This is a genomic window from Cohnella algarum, assembly GCF_016937515.1.
Taxonomy (GTDB): domain Bacteria; phylum Bacillota; class Bacilli; order Paenibacillales; family Paenibacillaceae; genus Cohnella; species Cohnella algarum.
On the sequence record NZ_JAFHKM010000002.1, the window covers coordinates 2,334,095 to 2,357,782 of the forward strand.

A 23,688-nucleotide genomic window follows, 5' to 3' on the forward strand; every position below is an offset into this window, starting at 1 on the left:
GCTTGGCGCGGCGGCGCGACGGGTGCAAGGGCTGCGCGGACAGCGTCCGGGTGTCGCCCGACAAGCTCGAGCGGCTGATCGCGGTCGCCCTGCAAGGGAGGGAAGCGGCGGCGGAGGCGGAAGCCGCCCGGCGGCTTGCGGCTTGCCGGGCTTGCCCCGGCCTGCAATACGGCACGACCTGCCGGTACTGCGGCTGTCTGGTCGACGTTCGGGCGAGGCTGCGGGGTTCGGCTTGCCCGCATCCGGGCGCTTCCCGCTGGCGGAGCGAAGAAGGCGGACGGACGGATGCAGGTCGCCGGGCAGAGGCGGGCGATGGGACGGATGAAGGCCGTCGGGCAGAGAAGGGCGATGGGATGGATGAAGGCCGCCGGGCAGAGACGGGCGATGGGATGGAGGAAGGCCGCCGGGCAGAGAAGGGCGATGGGACGGATGAAGGCCATCGGGCAGAGAAGGGCGATGGGACGGATGAAGGCCATCGGGCAGAGAAGGGCGATGGGACGGATGAAGGCCGTCGGGCAGAGAAAGGCGATGGGATGGATAGAGGCGGCCGGGCATAAAGCAGGCGTTTGGTCATGAAAGATTTGCGGCATGAATGGTTTTCGGCATTCATCATTTACGGCATGAAGGATGGGAACGGCCGGAACCGAAAGGAGATCAACGGATGAACGAGAGCACCCGGTATGCGAACCCTGTCGTGGAGAGACGGGCCGATCCCTGGATTTACAGGCATGCGGACGGATATTACTACTTTACCGCTTCGGTGCCCGAATACGACCGGATCGAGGTGCGCCGCTCGCGGACGATTCAGGGGCTCGGCCGCTCCGAACCGGCGACGGTGTGGAGGAAATACGAGTCGGGGCCGCTTAGCGCGAATATATGGGCGCCCGAAATTCACTATCTGGACGGCAAGTGGTACATTTATTTTGCCGCCGCGCGCACGTCCGAAACGCGGGACGGCCTGTTCGACCATCGGATGTACGCGCTGGAAAACGAGTCCGCCGACCCGCTCGAGGGGACATGGACGGAAAAAGGGCAAATCCGCACAAAATGGGAATCGTTCAGCCTGGACGCGACCGTTTTCGAGCACCGAGGCGAACGATACTACGTATGGGCGCAGAAGGACCCGGACATTCCGGGCAACTCGAACTTGTACATTTCGAAAATGAGCAATCCGTGGACGCTGTCGGGCAAGCAGACGATGCTGACGAAGCCCGAATACCCGTGGGAAAAAGTCGGCTTCCGGGTCAACGAAGGCCCCGCCGTCCTGAAGCGGAACGGCCGAATCTTCATCTCGTATTCGGCGAGCGCGACCGATCGCAACTATTGCATGGGGCTGCTGGCCGCGGACGCGTCCGCCGATCTGCTCGATCCGCGCTCCTGGACGAAGTCGCCGGAGCCGGTTTTCGCGTCGAGCGAGGAAAACGGTCAGTACGGCCCCGGTCACAACAGCTTCACCGTCTCCGAGGACGGCCGGGACCTGCTCGTCTATCACGCCCGCGGCTACAAGGAGATCGAAGGCGACCCGCTGTACGACCCGAACCGCCACACCCGCGTGCAGCCGTTCGGCTGGAACGCGGACGGCACGCCGAACTTCGGCGTGCCGGTCAAGGACGGCGGCGCCGTTGGGTAATGCGGGCGTTGGCATGCAGGCTTTGCCGACCGGCATTCTATTGCATCGCCACCGCCGAGCGCCCGGACCTGCGCGCGGCAGGGCCTGCCTAAGCGATAGGGAGAAGGATCGAGAAGCCTTTCTCGGAAATCGTCTTGGCCCTCCGGAGTTCCGGTGGAGCCTTGGCGACTCGGCTTCCGCCCGCCATGCGCATCGGCCGAATTGAGTAAATTACCCAACTCGGCCGACCGCGAGCCTGGAACCGCGCCCGGTTGAGTAACCATGCAGCTAGAATAAAAGATGGACACTCGTTAAGATAAACCCAATAATAAGATTAACGGGAGGTGTTCACATGGGTGGACAACGGGTGCATTACAACGAGGAGTTCAAACAAAGAACGGTAAGGTACATCCAGGAACAAACGAAGACGGTCGTACAGATTGCGCAGGAATTGGATATTCCGGAAAAGACGTTATACGGGTGGGTAGCAAAGTATCGTCAGTTTGAGGTCGAGCCCGTTAACAGCGCAGATCGGATTCGTGAGCTGGAATGGCTTCTCCGCGAGAAAGACAAGCAGGTTGCAGACCTCGAACAGGAGCTTGAAATCATAAAAAAAGCAGTGCACATCTTCAGCAGCCCAAGAAAGTAAGATTTCAATTCATTGAAGATCATCGCTCCGACTTTCCTGTGGAGAAGATGTGCGCGGTACTCGGTGTTTCTCGGAGCGGTTATTACAACTGGAAGGATGCGCAGCCAAGCAACCAAGCCCTTCTGAAGGAGAAGGTGATGGAGCGCATCACGTATCATTTCTACGACAACAAAGAACGGTACGGGAGCCCGAAGATCACGCACTTGTTGCATGAAGAGGGCTTTCAAATAACCGAGCGAACGGTAAGCAACTACATGCGGGAGTTAAACCTGCGTTCCTGCGTATCTCGTAAATTCAAGGTCGTTACCACCGACTCCAATCACAACAATCCCGTCGCCCCGAACACGCTAAATCAAGCGTTTGCAACGGAGAAGCCGAATCAAGTATGGGTTGCAGATATTACGTACATTCCTTGTAACGAAGGCCGCTTGTACCTCGCGAGCCTGCTAGACCTATGCACACGTGAGGTCGTTGGATGGCGTCTGGGAGACCGCATGACCGTCGATCTGGTCCTGGGCGCGCTAGATGACGCCTACGAAGCGAAAAAGCCGCCGGAAGGCCTTCTGCACCACAGCGATCGTGGTTCCCAATACACGTCAGAAGATTACCGTAAGCAACTTGAAACCTACAAAATGGAAGCCAGCATGAGCCGAAAAGGAAACTGCTATGACAATGCGTGCATCGAGTCCTTCCACAGCATTCTGAAGAAGGAGCTCATTTACTGCACCAAGTTTAAAACGAAAAAGCAGGCGTACGACGAGATCTACGAGTACATCATGCTGTTCTACAACCGCAAACGAATCCATGGTGCACTTGGCTATCTGTCGCCGGTTCGTTTTGCTGCCAACTTTGCTTCTTAATTACTCAATTTGAGTGTCCACTTTCTTGACAGAGGTTCACCATTACCCAACTCGGCCGACCGTGATCCTGAAACCGCACGCAGTTGGGTAACCATTACCCATCTCGACCGAGCGTGAGCCTGGATCCGCACTCAGTTGAGTAATCCCCTATGACGTTACCGTCACCGCCATAGATGAAAATGTGGTCGTACGCATCCTTTTATCCTTCTTACATTCTGGACAAACAGATAATGAACAGATCAAAAGACGGAAATTTATTGGTCCCCCGTTGAGTAATCCGTCTTATTGCAGTTTGCGAGAGCCGCCCATTGTCCCTAAAGACGCGTATAAACTCTCTCCTTTAGGACTGCATGGTCTGTTTAATCTGAAACAAGAGGGTGTTGGTATGGATGCTGTACGTCAAATTTGTGCTGGTCTGGATGTCCATCAGGAAACCGTAGTTGCATGCGTCTTGTCGGGTTCGTTGGAGCACAAACCCAAGTCCGAAATCCGCACGTTCGGTACCACTACCCGCGAATTGCTGGAGTTGCAGGATTGGCTCGAGGAGCGCGAGTGCCGAGAGGTAGCGATGGAGAGCACCGGTGTGCTGTGGAAGCCAATATGGAACGTCCTGGAGTCCACCTGTGAATTGACTCTCGCCAATGCACGGCAGATTCAAAAGATGCCGGGACGTAAAACCGACGTTCAAGACGCACAGTGGATCGCCCAGTTGCACCGCTGCGGGTTGGTACAACCCAGCATGGTCGCCCCACAAGAAATCCGTGAGCTTCGGGACTTGACGCGGTATCGTCGCAAACTGGTGCAGCAAACGACCTCCGAGAAGAACCGTGTTCACAAAATCTTGCAGGATGCCAACATCAAGCTCACCACCTTTATGTCCGATTTGTTTGGCGTCTCCGGCCGGGCTTTATTAGACCGACTTGTCGACGGCGAGGTATTGGAGGAGGCGGAAGTTCGCCAGCTCGTCAAATCCCAGTTGAAGAAGAAAGTCAAACCACTCATGGACGCACTGAATGGTAAACTGCTGAAACATCATCGCGAAATGATCAAGTACCACCTGGAGCACCTGAAGTTTCTCGAGGATCAAATTGGGCGGTTAGAAGAGAAAGTTCAAGCGCTGATCCAACCATACGAAGAAGAGGTGAAATTGCTAGATACGATTCCCGGCATGGATCGCACAGCGGCAATCACGCTGCTGGCTGAAATTACGCCTAATGCGGCTAAGCATTTCTCGTCAGATGCCAAGCTGGCCTCTTGGGTCGGTGTAGCCCCTGGGAACAACGAAAGTGCAGGCGTGAAAAAAAAAGTTAAAGCCCGTAAAGGGAACAAACATGCAAAAGGGATCTTATGCCAAGCGGCATGGGCAAACGCTAGAAGCAGTAACCCGAATTGGCGACTATTTCAGGAGGGTAAGAAAGCGCCGAGGTGACCAAAAAGCAGCTGTCGCCACAGCCCATCTGATTTTGCGAATCGCCTATGCGATGCTTCGAGACCGGGTAAATTACCAGGAAATTGAATCCATCGTATTTCAGGAGTCGACCTCCAAGATGGTGGAACGTTTAACGAAACAGTTGCACCAGCTTGGATATAATGTCGATTTGAAACCTACTGGAACAACCTAAATTTTTAAAAAAATTAGGGTTAAGATTTCGGGGTAGTGGGTCTTTTTTTTGCCTTCTTACGGCACTTCATTTTCGTATAAAAATTAGGGTTAAGATTTCGGGGTAGTGGGTCTTTTTTTTGCCTTCTTACGGCACTTCATTTTCGTATAAAAAATTACCCATCTCGACCGAGCGTGAGCCTGGAGCCGCGCTCAGTTGAGTAAAAGTTACCCATCTCGACCGACCGTGAGCCTGGAGCCGCGCTCAGTTGAGTAAAAATTACCCATCTCGACCGACCGTGAGCCTGGAACCGTGCTCAGTTGAGTCACCATTACCCATCTCGACCGACCGTGAGCCTGGAGCCGCGCTCAGTTGAGTAAAAATTACCCATCTCGACCGACCGTGAGCCTGGAACCGCGCGTAGTTGAGTCACCATTACTCATCTCAACCGGCCGTTCACCTAGAACCGCGCGCAGTTGAGTAACTATTACCCCTCTCGACCGGCTATATGGGGATATGGGTATGGGTGCGGAGAAAAATCAGAGGCTCAAGGTGGCGGAGGGCACGGCGGAGGGCTATGTCGATGACCGGCTCCTCTACCTCAATCCAACGTGTCGAATATATCCTTCAGCGGAATGTCGGCCATCGCCATGGCTTCGTCCGCGGCTCCGTAATACATGCGAACCGTATCTCCGACGGTCAAGGCTCCGCACGAAAACACGACGCCGCCGAAAAAGCCGTCGACCTCGTAATCGGCTTCCGGCTCAAGGAAGGGACGGTTCGAACGGGCGAGCACGACGCCCGGGTCTTCCAGGTCGAGCAGGGCGGCGCCCATGCAATAGCGATAATCGGCGCTGGCTCCGTGATATAAAACGAGCCAGCCGCGTTCCGTGCGGATCGGAACCGCGCCGCCGCCCATACGGGCCGAATCCCAGCCGTTATCGCTAAGTCCCATCAAAAAGCGGTGATTTCCCCAATGCGCCAGATCCGGCGATTCGGCGATCCACATTTCGGGCGCTCCGAACGAACGGGGAACGGGACGGTGCAGCGCGACGTATTTTCCGTTTATTTTTTCCGGGAACAACGCGACGTCCTTGTTTTCGGGCGGCAGCATCAGCCCGCGCCGCTTGAACGCGCGGAAATCCCGCGTTTCCGCCAGACCGACCGCGACGCCGCGCGGCGATACCGAGCTGTAGGCGATGTAATAGACGTCGCCGATTTGCGTGATGCGCGGGTCCTCGATTCCCCAGGCTTCGGACGGGAAGCGGGGAAACAGCGCGGGTTCGCGGTCCACGGTAAAATGAACGCCGTCCTTGCTGCGCGCGACGCGAAAATGGGAGAGCGAGGTGAGCGCGGCGACGATGCCGTTTTCGAAGACGACGCGGGAGTCGGAGAAGTCGTAGCGGGTGTCGCCGGCGTCAAAGCGCTCGATCGCGATATCGTCGCCCCGCTCGTTCAGCAGCGGAACGAGCACTTCGCCGTTTTGGCCGCCGGAGATCGGGGCTTCCGCTACGCGAAGCAGCAAAATCGTTTCGCCGCCATGCGAGGCGACGCCAGCATTAAACGCGCCCACGACCTGGAAGTCGGGCCTGGATGGCGGGACGTCGGATGGTTTGACGACGGGGTTGCGGTCGCAGCGTAGGATAGCCACGGAAATCCCTCATTTCAATATGGATTGATTATAAGTTTATTCCCCGAAAGCCGTCCGAAATGACCGGTCCGATCCGCAAGGCGCGCCATCGGTAACGACCCGAAACCATGTACATAACGCGTGTCCGGCCGACTCCAATTCAGCGCGCGATTCCGACTATGCCAAAAGGCGGCCGCCGAAACGGGCATTCGGGACCGCCTTGCCTTGTATGCCGTGCTTCTATGCCGTGCGCCGCCTTAGCGGATGTCGCACTTGTTTTGAATAAACCGGATCTGGTTTTCAAGCCGGTTCCGCTCCTCCGCCGTTTCGGGCGAGGCGTCGCCGGCGTTCGCCGCATCGACCCGTTCCAGCTCCTGCCGGAGGCGGTGCAAATCCTCGCCTGCGCGGGAGCAGTCGTAGTCGCTTTCCAATTGATCGAGCAAGGGGACAACTTCCTTTCGCTTGGAGTCGCGGTTTATTATTTGTGGAAAAATTTGCGGCTATACAGCGCGCAGCCAAGATCGGTTCGATCGCACAGGGTCGCACGGGCTCGCACGGATAGAAGCAGATTAACGCGCGAAGTTTGACGCGCCGCCCAAGTCCGCGAAACGCGCGGAGTTTGACTTCCCGCCCTGGTCCGCGCGAAGCGCCGGGAGCGTAAGCGCGAACACCGAGCCTTCCGGCGAACTGTCCGTCAGCGCCAATTCCCCGCCTTGAGCCCGCGCCAGCAGCTGGCTGTACGTCAGCCCGAGACCGAGGCCGCGCGTTTGCAGCTTTTTCCGGGTTCCCCGGTAAAACCGTTCGAATATATGCGGCCGATCCTCGGGGGCGATGCCGGTGCCGTTGTCCGCGACCTCGACGAGGGCGCGGTTTTCCGTTTCGGCCAACCGGATCCGGATTTGCAAAGGACGCTCCGGACTTGCGGCTTGCAGCGCATTATTCAGCAAATTGGTCAAAATTTGCTGGATGCGGAGCGCGTCGCCGGCGGCGTAAACGGGAGCGTCGGGCCAATCCGCCGCGATCGCCGCATTTTGCCGCTTATGCGTCAGTTCCCATTGGTAGATGATTTCCGACAGGAGCGCGCGCAGGTCGAGCCGCTCGCTGGCCACCTCGACGCTTCCGGCGGACAAGGCGTTATAGTCGAGCAGGTCGGCGACCATCCGCTCGAGTCGTCCCGATTCCCGCAGGGCGATATCGAGAAACTCCTTTCCCTCCTCCGGCGAGACGACCTCGTCCCGCACCGCCATCAGCAGCCCTTTGATCGAGGTAACGGGCGTTTTCAGCTCATGCGTCACGCCGGCGAGCGAAAGCGCCCGCCATTCTTCGAGCTGCTTCAAACGGCCGGCCATGTCCTTGAAGGAATCGACGAGCTCGTGAATTTCCCGTTCTTTCGTCTCCACTTCCAGGCGAACGTCATACTGGCCGCCGCGAATGAGCCGGGCGCCTTCCGCGACGCGCCGGATCGGCAAGGACAGCTTGCGCGACAGCAGGTAGATCGTAAGCCACCCCGAGAGGATCAGGGTCGCCAGCAGCACGGCGACGAGCGCCAGTTCGTTGGGGCTGGCGCCGAGGGATTTTTTGTTCATCAGCAGCGTCACCTGGCCGATTTCTTCCTCCCCGCCCCCGGGGATCGGCGTCGTGACCGCCTTCGTCCCGGGCTCCTTCGAGTCTTTCAAATCGGAGGTCATCCTTTTTTTCATGTCCTGCTCGCTGGTTTCCGGCTTGGAATAAAGCAGGTTGCCGTCTTTATCGGTAACGAACAGGCACAGCTCGCCCTTGAAATTGAAATAGCGGAGCCGGCTGTCCAGCAGTTTGTCCATGTGCGGCGGAATGGCGAGCTCCCCGTCCGCGGAGACGACCCGGTCGGCGACTTCCTGGCCAAGCAGTCCCGCCGTCTTGAGCCGGCTGTCCGTCGTCGTTTCCCGCATCCAGTACAAGGAGCAGAGCGCGATGACGGTAAAGCCGGCGAACAAAATGACGATGTACCGGATCGTCCAGTAGGAGAGCATCGACGTCAGCTTTTTCGGTTTCATTCTCCGATCCAAAATTGATACCCCGTTCCTCTCAGCGTGCGGATTTCGCCGGCATCGGCCGACCAGTGCGACAGCGATTGGCGCAGCCGTTTGATCGACAGGTCGACCGCCCGGTCGCTTCCGTCGTAATCCATTCCCCATACTTGTTCGATGAGCTGCTCTCTCGTTAAAATGCGGTTGGGGGATTCGGCCAAAAACAGCAGCAGCGACAAATCGCGGGGGGTCAGCGGAACCTCGGCGGCGTTCAAATATACGCTTCTGGACGCGTAGTCGATCAGCAAATTGCCGAAGTAGCGCTTGCTCTCCCCGTCGGTCCAATGCGGCCGCCTGCGCAGCACGGCGCGGACGCGGGCGACGACCTCCTCCGGCACGAACGGCTTGGTCATGTAGTCGTCGGCGCCTCCGTTCAGCCCGCCGAGCCGATCCTGGATGCGGTCGCGGGCGGTCAGCATAATGACCGGGCAGGCGCTTTTTTCCCGAATCAGTTTCAGCAGCTCCCATCCGTCCATTCCGGGGAGCATAATGTCCAGCAGCACGAGTGAAAAATCGCCCGCCTCGAACAGCCGGACGGCTTCGTTTCCGTCCGCGGTCCGGGTGACCCGGAACCCCGCCTTTTTCAAGTAGGCGGCCAGAACGAGCGAGATCGCTTCTTCGTCCTCCACGACCAAAATCGACTTCATGTCGGCCGTTCCACTCCTTGCGAATCTTGAATATCCTTCGTTCTCGTACTGTTACTGTTACATAGGAAAGGCGTTGCCGCAAGAGCCTTTTAAGAGATTCGGACTTTATTTTCGCTTGACATTCGCCCGACATATTCGGCTGGTACGCTAGAATCGAACTCTCGTTTTTACCCTAAAAAAAAGAATAGGACAGGAGGAAACTAAAGTGCAAAGAAAAGCGAAAATTTGGATCGTTGCGGGCGTAGCCGCCGTTGCCGTTCTCGGAACGGGCGCTTACGCGCTGACGAACGACTATTTGGGCAACAACATCGAAATCGAACAGGTCATTCCGGCGGGCGCCGCGCCCGCGCAGACCGCGGCGGCAAGCGCCGGAAGCCCGGCGGAAGCGTCAGGTTCGCCCTCGGCAGCTGCGGGAACGGTCGCGACCGGAGAGCAGCTGAACGGGGAATGGAGCTTGACCGACGCGTCCAAAGTTTACTTTTCCGTCACGACGTCCAGGGAAACGGTCAACTTTGTCAATGACGTCGTCGGGGGCAGTTGGACGCTGAACGTGGACGACCTGTCGCAAACGGCGGGAAGCGGGCAAATCGACATGGCTTCCGTCGATTCCGGCAACGGCCAGCGGGACGGTCACGTGAAGGGGGCCGACTATTTCAACGTCGAAGAGTTCCCGGAGGCAACGTTTGCCGCGACGTCGTTCGAAGGCTTGCCGGCCGAGTGGACGGAGGGGACGGCGTACGACTTCAACATGACGGGCACGCTGAGCGTCCGCGGCATCGAGAAGGAAGTCGCATTCGCGAGCAAAACCGTTTACCAGGGAGGGCAGCTGCTTCTGTCGGGCACGACGACGGTCACGTTCGCCGATTTCGGCATGGAGAACCCGCACAACGTCGTGTTGGACACCGAGAACGAGATCGCCGTGCAGCTTGAGCTGGTGCTGGATAAGGCGTAAAAGAACTTGCGCGTTCAGCCGGGCGGAATGGCTTGCGTTCCATAGACGAAAGAAGCCGCTCGCGGATCCGATCGGAATCCGTGAGCGGCTTCTTTGTTCGAGCTTCTCTTTATTCGTATGCCGTCGACGCCGGAAAGTTGTAATAATGGTCGCCGTCCAACGAATGCAGCCGGAAGCCGCGCGCGGCGAAATCCTCGTCGTTATATTTGGCCGTATACGTCGTTTCGGCCGAATAAAAATCCATATAGTTCAAAATGTAGGGCATCGGCCGCACTTCGTTATGCGTCTCGTCCCCCGTGCTGTATTCCGTCGGCGCGATGCCGTAGCCGTCCAGCGAGAATACGCCGGCCGCCGCCTCGTTCATGCGAAAAAATTTGCGGACGGCCGTCGAGGAAACCGAAGCGTAATCGATCGTGCTGACGCTCATCAGCTTGACGCCGAGCAATTTGCGGTATTTGAGGGCGGCGTCGATTTTTTTCCGAAATCCCGTTCCGAAGGCGCTCGGGCTATCGGCTTGCGTAATGTCGGTCGGCTCCAGAAAGCTTTCCAGCAAGTACAAATCGCCGCCGGCGATCTTCGTTTTTTCCCCTTTCGGGTTCCACTTCTCGTGCACGGCGCTGCTCATGATGTCGTCCGGCTTCCACGCGTTCAGGAACGCCTTCATCGATTGCTTGTGCACGTAGTCGACCGCCTGATTGAGACGGTCGCGCGACACGCCGTAATCGTAGCCCGCGTCGTCGAAAAAGATGCCGTCCGCGCCGATCGCTTTCCATTTGTCGGTTTTATTGCGGATCACGCTCATGCTGTGGTTGTCCGTCGTTACCCCGAGGTCGATATAGCCGTAAACCGCGGCATCCGGTCGGAGCGCGCGCAATTCGGCGATGATTTCGGCCGTCGACTCGTGATCGCCGTGGCTCTTCTCCTCCAGCCCCGCGCCCAGCACGATATAGTCGTATTCGGCGAACTGTTCGGCCGCTTTCCGGACGTCGTTCGCTTCGTTTATTTCGATCGGAATACCGTAATAAATGAGCAGCCGATAGCCGTTCTCGTTTTTCGCTTGAACCCCGGCGCTTGTCAGCGTCATCGTCAGGGCAAGCAGCAAGGCGACAAAAATGAGGGGACGTTTTCGTGTCATCGTAAGCTCCTTTACGCAAATACGGGCGAAAATTCCTCGCATTTTTACTCGTTTTTAGGTTGATGAAATGATCATAGGCCAGGACGCGAGGGATTGCAACTCAGCCTTAATTCCCAATTCGGTTTGTCGTACATTGCGGATCATGGTGCAAAAGTCGGCATGAAAATCTTGGATGTGCCAGACGGAATGTTGAATTTGAACGAAATTTGGAGTAAAATTGCTGGATAGAATTATTTGTAAATAATGTAATAATTATAGTATAAAAGGGCTATGTACATGCTGTTTGGGAACCGGTCGTTTCCCTGCAGATCAGGCTATTGGGGGAGATTCGGATGAACGTATTGATTACCGGAGGCTGCGGGTTTATCGGCTCGTTTGCCGCGGAAAGGTTTCATAAGGAGGGGCATCGCGTCACGATCATCGACAATTTGTCCACCGGACAAAGGAGCAACGTGAACGTTCCGCACAAGTGGTACGGGCTTCACGTCGAGGATCGCAAATGCGACGAAATATTCGAAAGCGTCCGTCCCGACGTCGTCCTGCATCTGGCCGCGCAGGTCGACGTTGCCCAGTCCATCCATCTCCCTCAGTCCGATACGCAGGCGAACATTATGGGCCTCGTCAACATGCTGGAATGCTCCCGCAGGCACGGCGTAAAGAAGTTTATTTTCGCCTCCTCCGCCGCCGTCTACGGGAACAACGAAGAGGTGCCGCTGCGGGAGGAGACGCCGGGCGATCCGCAGTCGCCTTACGGCATCAACAAACAATTGGGCGAGTATTACTGCGAGAAATGGCGCGAGCTTTACGGGCTTCAGACGCTGGTGTTCCGATTCGCCAACGTATATGGCCCGAGGCAAGGAATCGCCGGAGAGGGCGGCGTCGTTTCGATCTTTATGCAGCGGCTGCTTCGGGGAGAGGAGCTCGCCATTTACGGCGGCCAAACGCGGGATTTCGTTTACGTCGAGGATGTCGTGGACGGGCTGTACCGGGGAGCGGAAAGCGAGCTGACCGGCGTTTACAATTTGTCCGGCTGCCGGGAAACGAGCCTGAACGAGCTGGTCGAAAGCTTGAAGGGCTTCTCCGACGTTTCCGGCGTTCGCTACGAAGCGTCCCGGGAAGGCGATATTTACCGCTCGTGCCTCGACAACGCGAAGGTGAAGAGGCAGCTTGATTGGGTGCCGCTGTATTCGCTGGACGAAGGGCTTCGCCGCACGTACGAATGGTTCAAGGCCGAGCGGGCCAGGCAGGCCGAAGCCCGACCCGCCCGGGCGAAACGCGAGTTCGCCCTGGGCGGCAGGTTCAAGCGCGTGCGCCCCTACGCGGAAAACGCGCTCGCCTTTTGCGCGGTGCTGGCGCTCTCGCTAAACGATCCGGGCTGGCTCGCGCAGACGCTCGTCGATTTTAAGCTCGTTTACATTATTTTGCTCGGCGTGCTTTACGGAAGCAAGCAGTCGATCATTTCGGCCGTTCTGGCTTCGGGCCTTTATTTCTTCGAACATTTGCAAAACGGCCGGGACTGGGTTTCGCTGCTGTACGACCCCGAAGTGCTGTTCATGCTGGCGATTTATTTGTTTTTCGGCCTGCTTGTCGGATTCGTTTCGGACAGGCACCGGAGAGAAGCGGCGGAAATGCGGAACGATCTTCAGGCGGAACGCGAAAGATACGATTTTCTGAACGCGGTTTACAAGGATACCCGGCTGGTCAAGGACGAGCTCCAGCGCCAATTGGTCGGCAGCAAGGACAGCATCGGCCGGATTTACAGCATCGTCAAGAAGCTGGAAACGCTCGAGCCGGAGCAAATCGTCACCTCGTCGGTCGACGTGCTCGAGCATTTGCTCGAGTCCAGGCGCATTTCGATTTACTCCGTGAACGGCACGAACTTTTTGCGTCTGATGATCAAATCGGGCGGCAGCTCGTTTTTGCTGCCGAAAACGATTCGGCTTTCCGAGCATCCGTGGTACGCGGAAGTGATCGGCGGCAAGTCGGTGCGCGTGAACCGCTCCCTGGAAAGCGGCGCTCCCGTCATCGCCGCGCCGATCGTTCACGACGGCACGGTCGTGGCGATCGTATCCGTTCACGACACGGAGTTCGAGCGGCTGACGCTGGGCTTCGAGAACTTGTTCAAGGTGAGCGTGGAGATGATTTCCGACTCGCTCGCCCGCGCGTTCCAGTTCGTGGGAGCGACCCGAAGCGAGCGGTACGTGGACGATACGCCGGTGCTTCAGGAAGCGTCGTTCAACCAGGTGCTGGAAAGCAAGACGGCCGCCAAGCGGCTGCATAACGCCGACTTCGTGCTGCTCGAGGTCAAGGCCGATCTCGGCAATTTGAAACGGGTCGCCGACCGCATCGCCGAGACGCTCAGGGATTCCGACTATCTCGGCTTGATCCGCGACCGCCTTGTTCTTTTGCTGAGCAACTCGAACTCGGAGGAAGCGGGCTTCGTCATGAACAGGCTTGCGAACAAAGGCATCGAAACGAAGCTGATGAGCGAGGAAGAAGCGTATGTTTGAGCGTTGGCTTGTCGTTTATTACGCGCTGGCGGTCATTTACGCCGTCTATCGTCTGGTTCGCCGCAAGGGCGACGAAACGGCCGCCGTTCTCCTGGCGCTGCTGCTGCCGTTCGGCGGAGTTCCGCTGGCCGCGCTCGCCCGGTACGTCCGGAAAAGGAACGTCCCGGCGCCGGACGCGAGCCGTTTCAAGGAACTGACCGACAAGGAGAACGACATTCGCGAGCGCATCTACCGGCAGGTGGATATCGGCAAAGAGACGAACATCGTTCCGATCGAGGAGGCGCTGGTCGTCAACGATTACCGGACGAGGCGCCGCCTGCTGCTCGATATGCTGAAGGACGACGCGGACGGTCATTCGGAACTGCTGGAGCGGGCGATTCAGAACGAAGACACGGAAACTTCGCACTACGCGGTATCGGCCGTCATGGAAAGAAAGCGGAAGCTGCAAACCAACCTCCAGAGGCTTACCGTCGAATACGAACGGCAGCGCGGGAACCTGGACGTTGCCGCCGAATACGCGCAGGCGCTGCACCGGATGATCGAGGGCGGATTTGCGGATGCCAGAACGAAGAAAATCTATCTTTCGACCTATTCGCGCGTGCTCGGCGAGCTTATCGCCGGAGGGCTTCATGACGAGTCGGTGTTCAAAAACAAAATCGAATGCGCCATGCGCCTCGGCGAGGTGCAGGCGGCTCTCGCGGATTGCGAGGCGTTTCGCAAGGCGTACCCCGACAGCGAACAGGCGTATTTGTCCTCGCTTGGCGTCTGCTTCGAGCTGAGGCAGAAGGAATCGTTTTTCGAGCTGCTGGAGCAGTTGAAAGCGTCGCGTATCCGCATTTCGAACGCCACGCTCGGCATGATCCGCTACTGGTCGAATCAAAGGGATCAAGGAGCGGCAGGATGAAGAGATCGTTCAAGCTGGGCAAGCAAATTTATATGATTCTCGTTTTCGTGTTGCTGCTGGGCATAGGTTTGCAGGTGACCCGATCGGAAGCGCTGCTTCGCATAGGCGGAAAAAACGAAGCGTCCGCCATGCTCTCCGGCGCTTCCGGCGGGTCCGTCTTGTCGCGGGAAGAGATCGAGGGGCTCGGAGAGCCGCGTTACCTGATTATTTTCGACGCGGCCGACAACTACAGCGTACGGGTGAAAGACAACGTCGAGCGGACGCTTCGATATATGAAGAAATCGTTCGAAACGAAGCCCGTCGAAACGGTCAAGGAGACGGACGCTTCCGGCAGGCAGGCGATCGTCACGTTTCCGCAGCTGGATCTCATTCCCGACAACGCCTGGCTCGAAACCTATGTGGAAGAAGGCGGGAGCCTGCTGTTTGCCTCCGTGCTGGAGCCGGACAACACGTTTTATCGCATCTACCGGAAGCTCGGCGTGCTGGAAGCCGGGTATCAGGCGAACGTCAAGGGGATTACGGTGGGCAGGGGCGTTTTGCTCAACGAAGACGCCCAAACGTTCGGCGGATCGATCATTGAAAATACGGCGATGCAGGTGCGGCTGGACAAAGAGTCGATCGTAAGCGCCGAATCGTCGGAAAAAGTGCCCATTTTGTGGGAGCGGAGCTACGGTCTCGGGAAATTCGTCGTCTTCAACGGCACGATGCTGCAGGAAAAAACGAGCCGCGGCTTCATCGCCGCGGGCATCGGCCTCATGACGCCCGATTTCGTTTATCCGGTTTTGAACGCGAAGCTCCTGTATATCGACGATTTTCCCGCTCCGTTCAATCCGCCGTCCGACCCCGCGGTCGTCGCGTCGCTTCGCGACCAGTACGGGCGGACGTATTCCCGGTTCATCAAGGACATCTGGTGGCCGGATATGATCCGCGCGGCCGCCGAGTACGACTATAAATACACGGGCGCCGTCATTCAGACGTACGAGGCGACGATGCGGCCGCCGTTCGACGACAATGCCGAAGATTCGTTGTCCAATCTTATCATGTACGGGCGGGACATCCTCAAGCAGGGCGGGGAAATCGGCATTCACGGTTACAATCACCAATCGCTGACGATGAATGCGGGCGTAAGCCGCGCGTTCGGCTACAAAACATGGGCTTCGGAGGCCGACATGGCCGATTCGGTCCGCAGCGTTTATGCGTTTATCCGCGGCGCCTTTCCGGAATACGGCGTGCATGCGTACGTGCCTCCATCCAACGTGCTCGGACCGGAGGGGCGGAACGCGCTCGTCCAGGCGTGGCCCGAGCTGCGAGCGATCTCGTCGGTCTACGGAGAGGATCTGGAAGGGAACGCGTACGTCCAGGAATTCGAAATCGCGCCGGACGGCGTGGCGGAGCTGCCGCGCGTCACCTCCGGATTCATCAACGACGAATTCGAGCGCTGGGCGTTAATGAACGCCGCCGCCGCGCTCGGCGTCATTTCGCACTTCGTGCACCCGGACGACGTCATTTCCGCCGACCGCAATCCGGGAAAGACGTGGGAAGAGCTGTATGAGGATTTCACGGCGTTTCTCGGGTTTGCCGGCGGGCAGTACGATTGGCTTCGCCCGCTTACCGCGACGGAGGCGGCGAACGAGCTGAGCCGCCAAACGAACGCCGACCCGCATTTCCGGCATACGGAGAAAGGCATCGAAGGCTATATCAACGGCTTTTCCGGCGGGGAGCTATATTTTGTCGTTCGCACCGGCAAAAAGGTGACGGAACTGAAACATGCCGAGGTAACGCGTATTGGCGATTTCGCCTATCTCGTGAAAGCGACCGGCGCCCAATTTACCATTGGATTGGAATGATGCGCTTTGAGAATCTGTTTGGTTGCGGAAGGCTCATATCCGTACATAACCGGGGGAGTGTCCAGCTGGATCCATTCGCTCGTCCGCAGCATGTCGGAGCATGAGTTCGTCATCTACGCGATCGCGGCGGAGGCTTCCCAGAAAGGCAAATTCAAATACGCGCTGCCGTCCAATATCGCGGAAGTCAGGGAAGTGTTTCTCGACTCGTTCTTGAGGGAAGAGGGGCGCTGGGGAGCCCGGTTCAAGCTGACCCGGGAGGAAGCGGCGGCGATGAAATCGCTGATCGGCGGCGACGAGCATGCGGATTGGCGGCTTATTTTCCGGGCGCTGCTGAGCGACAAGCTGACCGATGCGGCGACGTTTTTGATGAGCCGGGATTTTTACGACATTTTAAGCGCGCTGTGCGAGGAAAAGTACAGCCAGGTACCGTTCACGGAAATGTTCTGGACGGTTCGCTCCATGATTTTGCCCTTGCTCATGACCGTCCGGAGCCCTTTGCCGGAGGCGGACCTTTACCACGCGGTATCGACCGGCTATGCGGGCGTGGTCGCCGCGCTCGGCAAGCAGCGCTTCGGCAAGCCGATGGTGCTCACCGAGCACGGGATCTACTCCCGCGAACGCGAGGAGGAAATTATCAAGGCGGATTGGGTCAAAGGCTATTTTAAAGATTTGTGGATCGAGTACTTCTACACGCTTTCCGGCTGCGCTTACCAATATGCCGACGAAGTGATAACGCTGTTCAAGCGCAACAAGGAAATCGAAGTCGAGCTCGGCTGCCCCGAAGAGAAAATCCGGATCATCCCGAACGGCGTGGCTGCGTCCGATTTCGACGGCTTGCCGCGCAAGGCGGAGGGGGAGCCGATCAACGTCGGCGCGCTTGTGCGCGTCGTGCCGATCAAGGATATCAAAACGATGCTGCAAAGCTTCCGGCTCGTCAAGCGGGAACTGCCGCACGTTCGGTTCCATATTATGGGCCCCTACGAGGAAGACCCCGAATATTACGAAGAATGCCTTGCCCTCATGGAGGCGATCGGGCTGACGGACGTCGAATTCACCGGGAGCGTCGACATCCGGGAGCATATCGGGAAAATGGACGTGCTCGTGCTGACGAGCATAAGCGAAGGCCAGCCGCTGGCCGTGCTCGAGGGCATGGCGGCGTCAAAGCCGTTCGTCGCGACCGACGTCGGCAGCTGCAAGGAGCTGCTGTACGGCACGGACGACGATTACGGACAGGCGGGATTGATCGCGACGGTTATGAACGAGGAGCAAATCAGCCGGCATATCGTGACGCTTTGCCGGAACGAGCGCCTGCGCAGGGAAATGGGCGCGAGCGGCCGCCGGCGCGTGGAGCGGCTGTATACGAGAGATCGGTTTATCGAGAGCTACAAGCAGCTGTATGCCCGTTACGAGGGAAAGGAAGTGGCGCCAAATGGCGGGAATCGGCTTTGAACTGAAAAAAATGTACGCCAAGGCGGGTCTCGTCAACAAGGTTCAAGCGCTGGCCTATTCATCGCTGGTAACGATCGGCCCGATGCTGTCGTGCATGCTCCTCGTCGTCGTCGTGCAGTGGCTGCAGCTCCGGTTCGGCGTGTCATTCGGCGAGCGGGAGCTATTCCTGTCCGCGACGGTGTACGCGTTTATTTTTTCCTATATCATCAGCAACACGCTGACGCTGTATCTGACAAGGAGCGTGTCCGATTTTCTGTACCAGGGGAAATACGACGCGGTGCTTCCTTCCTTTTACGGCGGCCTGAAAATCGGGATGGCGACGGCAGCGGTTCCGGCGCTCGCCTTCCTCGCCTTCGCCCGCATCGATTGGCCGATGAAAGCCGCGCTGCTGCTGCTGTTTATGACGCTCATCGTCATCTGGTTCGAAGTGGTCTACCTGTCCGCCATGAAAAATTACCGCCTGATCTCTTTTTCGTTCATGGGAGGAGCGCTCGTGACGGTCGCCGCCGTCTGGACGATGTTCGAATTCACTTCGGTCCGCAGCGCTTCCGCCGCCTTGTTCGCGGTCGACGCCGGCTTTTTGCTCACCGCCTCCGCGCTGCTCGTGCAGATCGAGAAGTTTTTCCGCACGCCGCGCCTTCGTTCCGATTATGCCTTTCTGGCGTATTTGACCAAATATCCGTCGCTGATCGCCGTCGGCGGCTTGACGGCGCTCGGCCTGTATTCGCACCAGTTCGTCCAATGGTTCGGCAGCGAGGGGATCCTGGTCGCCGGGACGTTTCTAATGGCGCCGAAATACGACTTGGCCGTTTACTACGCGTTTTTGTCGGTCATTCCGTCGCTCGTGCTGTTCGTCGTTTCGCTGGAAACGAATCTGTATCCGAAAACCCGCCAGTATTACGATCTGATATTGCACGGAGGATCGATCGGGGACATTCGCCGCGCCCGCCAGCAAATGTTCCAGGTGCTCGCGCAGCAGCTCTCGCTGCTTATGGGCATCCAGCTCGTTTTCTCGATCGTTTCGGTCGCGTTCGGCATCCGCTTTTTGCCCCGGATCGGGTTTACCGCCGCGCAGGTCGATTTGTTCAATATTTTGGTCATGGGCTTTTATGCTTATATCATCTATACGATCGTCTGGCTCGTGCTTTTGTACTTCGACGATCGCAAGGGCGTAGTATGGCTGGCCGTGCTGTTTCTCGGAGCGAATACGGGTTTTTCGCTCGTTTCCCTTGCGTTCGACGAACAAGGCTTTTCTTTTTTTCTCGCGTCTTTCGCGACGCTGATCGCCGCGTTCTGGCGCCTGATCCATTTGTTGAATCACATCGATTACTACACGTTTAGCGCGCAGCCGGTTATCCATCGGGAAAAGAAGAACCGCTTCGCGAAGCTTCTGCACGGAGAGGAGTCAACATGAAAACAACCTTTCGATTTCGCGCCGCGCCCGCCTTGCTGCTGGCGCTCGCCGTCTGCCTGGGGCTTTCCGGCTGCTCGTTCTGGGAAGAGCCGGGGGAGCAAGCGGCGGAGACGGCCCAAGCGGCCGAACCGGTTCAGAAATCCGCGGCCGTGGCGAGCCTTCAGAACAAGCTGATGGAGGATCGCCGAATTTACGCCGATGACAAGGCCGATTCGGTCGTGACGTTCTACTTGACGATTACGGAAGACAACTTGACGGGCGACCCGGCCCTCACGTGGAACGAACTGAACGGGATCCGCAATGCGCAGGAAAATACGGACGACAAAAAAGTGAACGTGCTGATCCAGGAAGGAAACGAGACGGGGCCGGCGAGCGGCATGCTCGGCTACGGAGAAACGCGCCCGAACGGCGAACTGTCGCTCAGAGGCAAGTCCACGCTGCAAGGAGCGCAAAAATCCTACAAAATCAAGCTGTTCGACGAAGCGGGAGTGTGGCGGGATCAAACGACGATCAATTTGCTTAAGCACATTTACGATTTTTCCCGCGTCCGCAATACGCTCAGCATGGACTACTTCAAACTCATTCCGAATATGACCAGCTATCGGACGCAGTTCGTGCACCTTTATGTCAAGGACATGACGAGCGGCGAAACCAATCCGGTCTTTGTCGACTACGGGTTGTACGAGCAGATCGAGCAGCCGAACAAGCGCTATCTCCGCGCCCGCGGCCTGGATCCGAACGGCCAGCTGTACAAAGCCGAAAACTTCGAGTTTTTCCGGTACGCGGACAAGCTGATCAGCGCCGACGACGCCGACTACGACCAGGCCGCGTTCGAGTCCGTGCTGGAGATCAAAGGGAGCAAAGACCACGAAAAGCTGCTGCGCATGCTGGACGACGTGAACAATCTGTCGCTCAATTTCGACGAAGTGTTCGACCGGCATTTCGACCGGGACAACTATTTGACCTGGATGGCTTCGAACATTTTGATGGACAACATCGATACGATCTCGCAAAATTTTCTGCTGTACTCGCCGTTGAACTCGGATACGTGGTTCTTCCTTCCGTGGGACTATGACGGAGGCTGGGGTTACAACGAATTCGCGCACGCGGACGAACTCGATCAGGCGAGAGCGCCGTGGATGCGCGGCATTCAAAACTATTGGGGAACGGTGCTCGCCAACCGGTTTTTCAAAAATCCGGACAACGTGCAGCAGCTGATCGATAAAGTCAAAGAACTGCAAACGATCATTCATCCGGAGCGGACGGCCGCTTTTCTCGATACGTACCGGGATGTCGTGTATCCTTATATTTCCCGGCAGCCGGATATGTTGTACTTGCCGGGCAGCGTGAAGGACTACGACGCGGAACTGGAACGGATCGCCGGCCTGCCGGAGAAAAACGCGGAGCAGTTCATCGCGAACCTGCAAAAGCCGATGCCGTTTTTTATGGGCGACGTGGAGCAAGACGGACCGAACGCGGTCTTTCGCTGGGACGCGTCGTACGATCTGCAAGGCGACGATTTGATTTACCGGTTCCGGATCGCCAAGGATCCGACGTTCGCGAAGCCCCTCGTCGATCGGGACGGGCTGACCGTCACGTCGCTTACGATCGAAAACCTGGAGATGGGCCGGTATTTCTGGCAGGTCACGGCCACCGACGCCGAGGGCAATTCCATGCCCGCCTTCGATATTTACGAGGGTACGGACGATATCAAGCATTACGGCGTAAGGGAATTTTATATCGATTAGCCGGCAGGAGGGACGCCTTATGGAGTTCGCGGGCAAGCGGCTCAGGCACGAGCTGAAATTTTATATCCATCATCACGAGTACGTCGGACTTCGCAAGCGGGTCGGCGCGCTGCTGACGCTCGACCGCAATTCCGTCGACGAGAGCGGCTACCACATTCGCAGCCTGTATTTCGACAATTCGCATGAATCTTCGCTGTACGACAAGCTGAACGGCATTTTTGCCCGTAAAAAATACCGGATCCGGATTTACAACAAGAGCGACCGGACGATCAAGCTGGAGCGGAAAAGCAAATACAACGACTACGTGGCCAAAGAGTCCGCGGCGCTGACGAGAGAGCAGGTCGACCGCCTGATGACGGGGGACTACGCCTTTCTGCTGGACGGCGGGTCCGAGCTGATGCGCGATTTTTATTACGATTTGAAAAACGGCGCGATGCAGCCGGCGGTCGTCGTCGACTACGTTCGGGAAGCGTACTTGTATCCGACGGGCGATGTCCGGATTACGTTCGACAAGCAGCTGTCCGCGAGCGTGCAGTCGTTCGATATTTTCGACCGGGAGCTGGTCGGCGTCGAGACGGTGGAAGGGCCGCGAACGATTCTGGAAGTGAAATACGACGCCTTCCTTCCGAACGTCGTTCGCGATTTGCTGCAGCTGTCTTCCCATAACCGGTCGAGCATTTCGAAATACTGCATCTGCAAGGAGCGGCGGAAAGTGTTTGCACAATAACCCGGGCTTGCGCTCGGAAGGAGATTTTGCAAAGTGGGAGAAACGGTCAATTTTCAGGATATTATCAAAAAAAGCATGCTGGAGCTCGACGCGTTCGGCAACGTTTCGTACATCCAGATCTTCTGGGGGCTGCTCGTCGCGTTCGGCGTTGGCATGTTCATCTACTGGGTATATCAAAAATGCTATCGCGGCGTCGTCTACAGCCATAATTACAACGTATCGTTCGTACTGATCACGATCATTACGGCGCTCATCATCATGACGATCAGCACCAATATCGTCCTGTCGCTCGGCATGGTCGGCGCGCTCAGCATCGTGCGGTTCCGCACGGCGGTCAAAGACCCGCTCGATATCGTCTATATGTTCTGGTCGATTTCCGCGGGCATCGCCACGGGCGCCGGACTGTACCCGCTGGCGATTTGCGGCTCGCTCGTCATCGCGCTCGTCATCTGGCTGTTGTCGCGCCGGAAGCTGAAGGAGACGCCGTTTTTGCTTATCGTCCATTACGAGGATGCGGCGGCCGACGAGCAGATCAAGAGCGCCTTGCGGAAAATGAAGTACACGCTCAAATCGAAAACGGTCCGCAAAAACGTGACCGAACTGACGGTGGAGCTGCGAGTCAACGGCGACAACACGGCGTTCGTCCAGACGATGTCGGAAATTCCCGGCGTATCGGACGTCGCGCTCGTCAGCTACAACGGCGATTACGCGCCGTAATCCGGCGGCCGGCGCGAAGCGGATTTCCACGGAGGCCGGGTGATGTGTCATCCGGAATTCGCCGGAGACCGGGGAACGGGCAGTCAACCGATCCGGGAGGCTCGAACATGTTCGAGCCTCCCGGATTTTTGTACGCAGACAGCGAGCGGCATGCATTTGAGTAAAAATTACTCATCTTGCCATCCTCGCATGGCCGGCAAGGGTCCAAATGAGTCGTGCCGACTCAAATTGCGCCTGGGCATGGCGGGCAAGGGTCCAAATGAGTCGTGGCGACTCAACTTGCCGCCTGGGCATGCTCGCTGGGCGCGCTTCAATGCGGTTCGGCTTAATCCGGCCAATCGCGACAAGCGGCGTCCATACGGGTGCAATGTTCGTCAACTCCGGTATAACCAACCCGACTGCCCCGAGCCATTCCGCCAATCCGATAAACAAAACAAATCCCTTCGGGAAGTCTTTTACCCAGGCCCAAGACGCCTTTGCTTTTTCGACCTATACGCCTTCGTCCAACCGGAATATAAAAAAACCAGCGACAAAATCCCTTGAACGATCCACAATGCCGCGTTCACGATGCTTGATCCATTCCTTGTCTCTTGTGTAATGCTTGCCGAAACATTCGACCAAACCGCAAACCAAACCGCAAACCAAACCGCAAACCGGACCGTGAACCGAACCGCTGCCACTCCTTTTTTGAATCCGCTGGCCGCTAGGTGCATAATAAGCTCTAGAAACTCTTTCTGGAAGTAGTTACTTTAACTAAACATAGTTTATAAAAAGAAACCATGAGGAAATGAAAGGATCAGTGGGGCGAACGATGTCAAAATATTGCAAGTTTGAGACGGCGCTCGAAATTTTCGTGGGGAAATGGAAGCCCGTCATTTTGCTTTGTCTTTTTTCAAATGGCACCATGCGATTCAGCGAACTTCAAAAAATCGATACCGGATATCACCAAAAAGATGCTGACCCAGCAACTAAGGGAGCTGGAATACCACGATATCGTCAATCGCGAGGTCTATCAGCAAGTTCCTCCAAAAGTGGAGTATTCGATTACGGAGTATGGCAAAGGGATGGATAGCGTTCTTCGGGCGTTGAACGATTGGGGTGTGGCGCATATCGAGCATTTGAATCATTTGTACGGCGAAAACCGTTCGGGGGTTGCGTTGCCGGGTCGCGCAGATCGGACAAGATAGGTTGAAAGGCAAAGTTCCAATATGAACGAGGAGCGT

At 57.2% G+C, this 23,688-nt stretch carries 20 protein-coding genes and 1 pseudogene; 15 read left to right on the forward strand and 6 right to left on the reverse strand.

Annotated elements, in window-relative coordinates; translation table 11 throughout:
- The first annotated feature begins 2 nt into the window (after positions 1–2).
- From JW799_RS10605 to JW799_RS10625, 5 genes are all read left to right on the forward strand, one after another.
- Positions 3–557, forward strand: a complete 555-nt coding sequence (locus JW799_RS10605) for a DUF6171 family protein (RefSeq protein ID WP_205429715.1) — start codon at positions 3–5, stop codon at positions 555–557.
- A gap of 104 nt (positions 558–661) precedes the next feature.
- A complete protein-coding gene (locus JW799_RS10610) occupies positions 662–1,630 on the forward strand; it encodes a glycoside hydrolase family 43 protein (protein ID WP_080833494.1) in 969 nt (322 codons plus the stop codon).
- Between the two features lie 331 nt (positions 1,631–1,961).
- Positions 1,962–2,258: a transposase gene (locus JW799_RS10615; protein WP_080833492.1), complete on the forward strand. Its 297-nt coding sequence runs from the start codon at positions 1,962–1,964 to the stop codon at positions 2,256–2,258.
- Positions 2,259–2,269: 11 nt separating this feature from the next.
- Complete coding sequence (locus JW799_RS10620) at positions 2,270–3,118, forward strand: IS3 family transposase (protein ID WP_338026342.1); 849 nt, start codon at positions 2,270–2,272, stop codon at positions 3,116–3,118.
- A 385-nt stretch (positions 3,119–3,503) separates the two neighbouring features.
- A complete protein-coding gene (locus JW799_RS10625) occupies positions 3,504–4,547 on the forward strand; it encodes an IS110 family RNA-guided transposase (RefSeq protein WP_205429717.1) in 1,044 nt (347 codons plus the stop codon).
- A 773-nt stretch (positions 4,548–5,320) separates the two neighbouring features.
- Here the strand turns inward: JW799_RS10625 and JW799_RS10630 are convergent.
- The 4 genes from JW799_RS10630 to JW799_RS10645 form a co-directional block, all read right to left on the reverse strand.
- Positions 5,321–6,370 carry a glycoside hydrolase family 130 protein gene (locus JW799_RS10630; protein WP_205429720.1) on the reverse strand — a complete coding sequence of 350 codons (1,050 nt, stop codon included), beginning with the start codon at positions 6,368–6,370 and terminating at the stop codon, positions 5,321–5,323.
- Positions 6,371–6,606: 236 nt separating this feature from the next.
- Positions 6,607–6,792 (reverse strand): DUF2524 domain-containing protein, encoded by a 186-nt coding sequence (locus tag JW799_RS10635; protein WP_080833487.1) that lies wholly within the window; start codon positions 6,790–6,792, stop codon positions 6,607–6,609.
- Between the two features lie 126 nt (positions 6,793–6,918).
- Positions 6,919–8,394, reverse strand: a complete 1,476-nt coding sequence (locus tag JW799_RS10640; protein ID WP_080833485.1) for a HAMP domain-containing sensor histidine kinase — start codon at positions 8,392–8,394, stop codon at positions 6,919–6,921.
- Positions 8,379–9,062 carry a response regulator transcription factor gene (locus JW799_RS10645; RefSeq protein ID WP_080833483.1) on the reverse strand — a complete coding sequence of 228 codons (684 nt, stop codon included), beginning with the start codon at positions 9,060–9,062 and terminating at the stop codon, positions 8,379–8,381. Before JW799_RS10645 ends, JW799_RS10640 begins: the two co-directional genes overlap by 16 nt.
- Positions 9,063–9,267: 205 nt before the next feature.
- Between JW799_RS10645 and JW799_RS10650 the strand changes: the two genes are divergently transcribed.
- On the forward strand, positions 9,268–10,014 hold the full coding sequence (locus tag JW799_RS10650; RefSeq protein WP_080833481.1) for a YceI family protein: 747 nt from the start codon (positions 9,268–9,270) through the stop codon (positions 10,012–10,014).
- A gap of 109 nt (positions 10,015–10,123) precedes the next feature.
- Here JW799_RS10650 and JW799_RS10655 read toward each other — a convergent pair whose 3' ends face one another.
- Positions 10,124–11,149, reverse strand: a complete 1,026-nt coding sequence (locus tag JW799_RS10655) for a hypothetical protein (RefSeq protein ID WP_080833479.1) — start codon at positions 11,147–11,149, stop codon at positions 10,124–10,126.
- Positions 11,150–11,481: 332 nt separating this feature from the next.
- On the opposite strand from JW799_RS10655, the gene JW799_RS10660 reads away from it, so the two are divergent.
- Genes JW799_RS10660 through JW799_RS10695 form a run of 8 tightly spaced genes read left to right on the forward strand, consistent with a single transcriptional unit; the run spans position 11,482 to position 22,465 of the window.
- Complete coding sequence (locus JW799_RS10660) at positions 11,482–13,659, forward strand: NAD-dependent epimerase/dehydratase family protein (protein WP_205429723.1); 2,178 nt, start codon at positions 11,482–11,484, stop codon at positions 13,657–13,659.
- Complete coding sequence (locus tag JW799_RS10665) at positions 13,652–14,563, forward strand: hypothetical protein (protein WP_205429725.1); 912 nt, start codon at positions 13,652–13,654, stop codon at positions 14,561–14,563. The genes JW799_RS10660 and JW799_RS10665 overlap by 8 nt, the downstream gene beginning before the upstream one ends.
- Entirely contained in the window at positions 14,560–16,410 is a 1,851-nt protein-coding gene (locus JW799_RS10670) for a DUF2194 domain-containing protein (protein ID WP_176220659.1), read from the forward strand. The genes JW799_RS10665 and JW799_RS10670 overlap by 4 nt, the downstream gene beginning before the upstream one ends.
- Positions 16,411–16,428: 18 nt before the next feature.
- Positions 16,429–17,859, forward strand: coding sequence for a GT4 family glycosyltransferase PelF (gene pelF, locus JW799_RS10675; protein WP_240353611.1), 1,431 nt, complete (start codon positions 16,429–16,431; stop codon positions 17,857–17,859).
- A complete protein-coding gene (gene pelG, locus JW799_RS10680; protein ID WP_080833472.1) occupies positions 17,840–19,273 on the forward strand; it encodes an exopolysaccharide Pel transporter PelG in 1,434 nt (477 codons plus the stop codon). Before pelF ends, pelG begins: the two co-directional genes overlap by 20 nt.
- On the forward strand, positions 19,270–21,021 hold the full coding sequence (locus tag JW799_RS10685; protein ID WP_205429735.1) for a CotH kinase family protein: 1,752 nt from the start codon (positions 19,270–19,272) through the stop codon (positions 21,019–21,021). The genes pelG and JW799_RS10685 overlap by 4 nt, the downstream gene beginning before the upstream one ends.
- A gap of 19 nt (positions 21,022–21,040) precedes the next feature.
- Entirely contained in the window at positions 21,041–21,748 is a 708-nt protein-coding gene (locus JW799_RS10690) for a polyphosphate polymerase domain-containing protein (RefSeq protein WP_080833468.1), read from the forward strand.
- 33 nt (positions 21,749–21,781) lie between these two features.
- On the forward strand, positions 21,782–22,465 hold the full coding sequence (locus JW799_RS10695; RefSeq protein WP_245809659.1) for a DUF4956 domain-containing protein: 684 nt from the start codon (positions 21,782–21,784) through the stop codon (positions 22,463–22,465).
- Between the two features lie 171 nt (positions 22,466–22,636).
- Here JW799_RS10695 and JW799_RS28555 read toward each other — a convergent pair whose 3' ends face one another.
- On the reverse strand, positions 22,637–22,897 hold the full coding sequence (locus JW799_RS28555) for a hypothetical protein (RefSeq protein WP_338026253.1): 261 nt from the start codon (positions 22,895–22,897) through the stop codon (positions 22,637–22,639).
- A gap of 379 nt (positions 22,898–23,276) precedes the next feature.
- On the opposite strand from JW799_RS28555, the pseudogene JW799_RS10705 reads away from it, so the two are divergent.
- Positions 23,277–23,652, forward strand: a pseudogene (locus tag JW799_RS10705) (winged helix-turn-helix transcriptional regulator).
- The last annotated feature ends 36 nt before the right edge of the window (positions 23,653–23,688 follow it).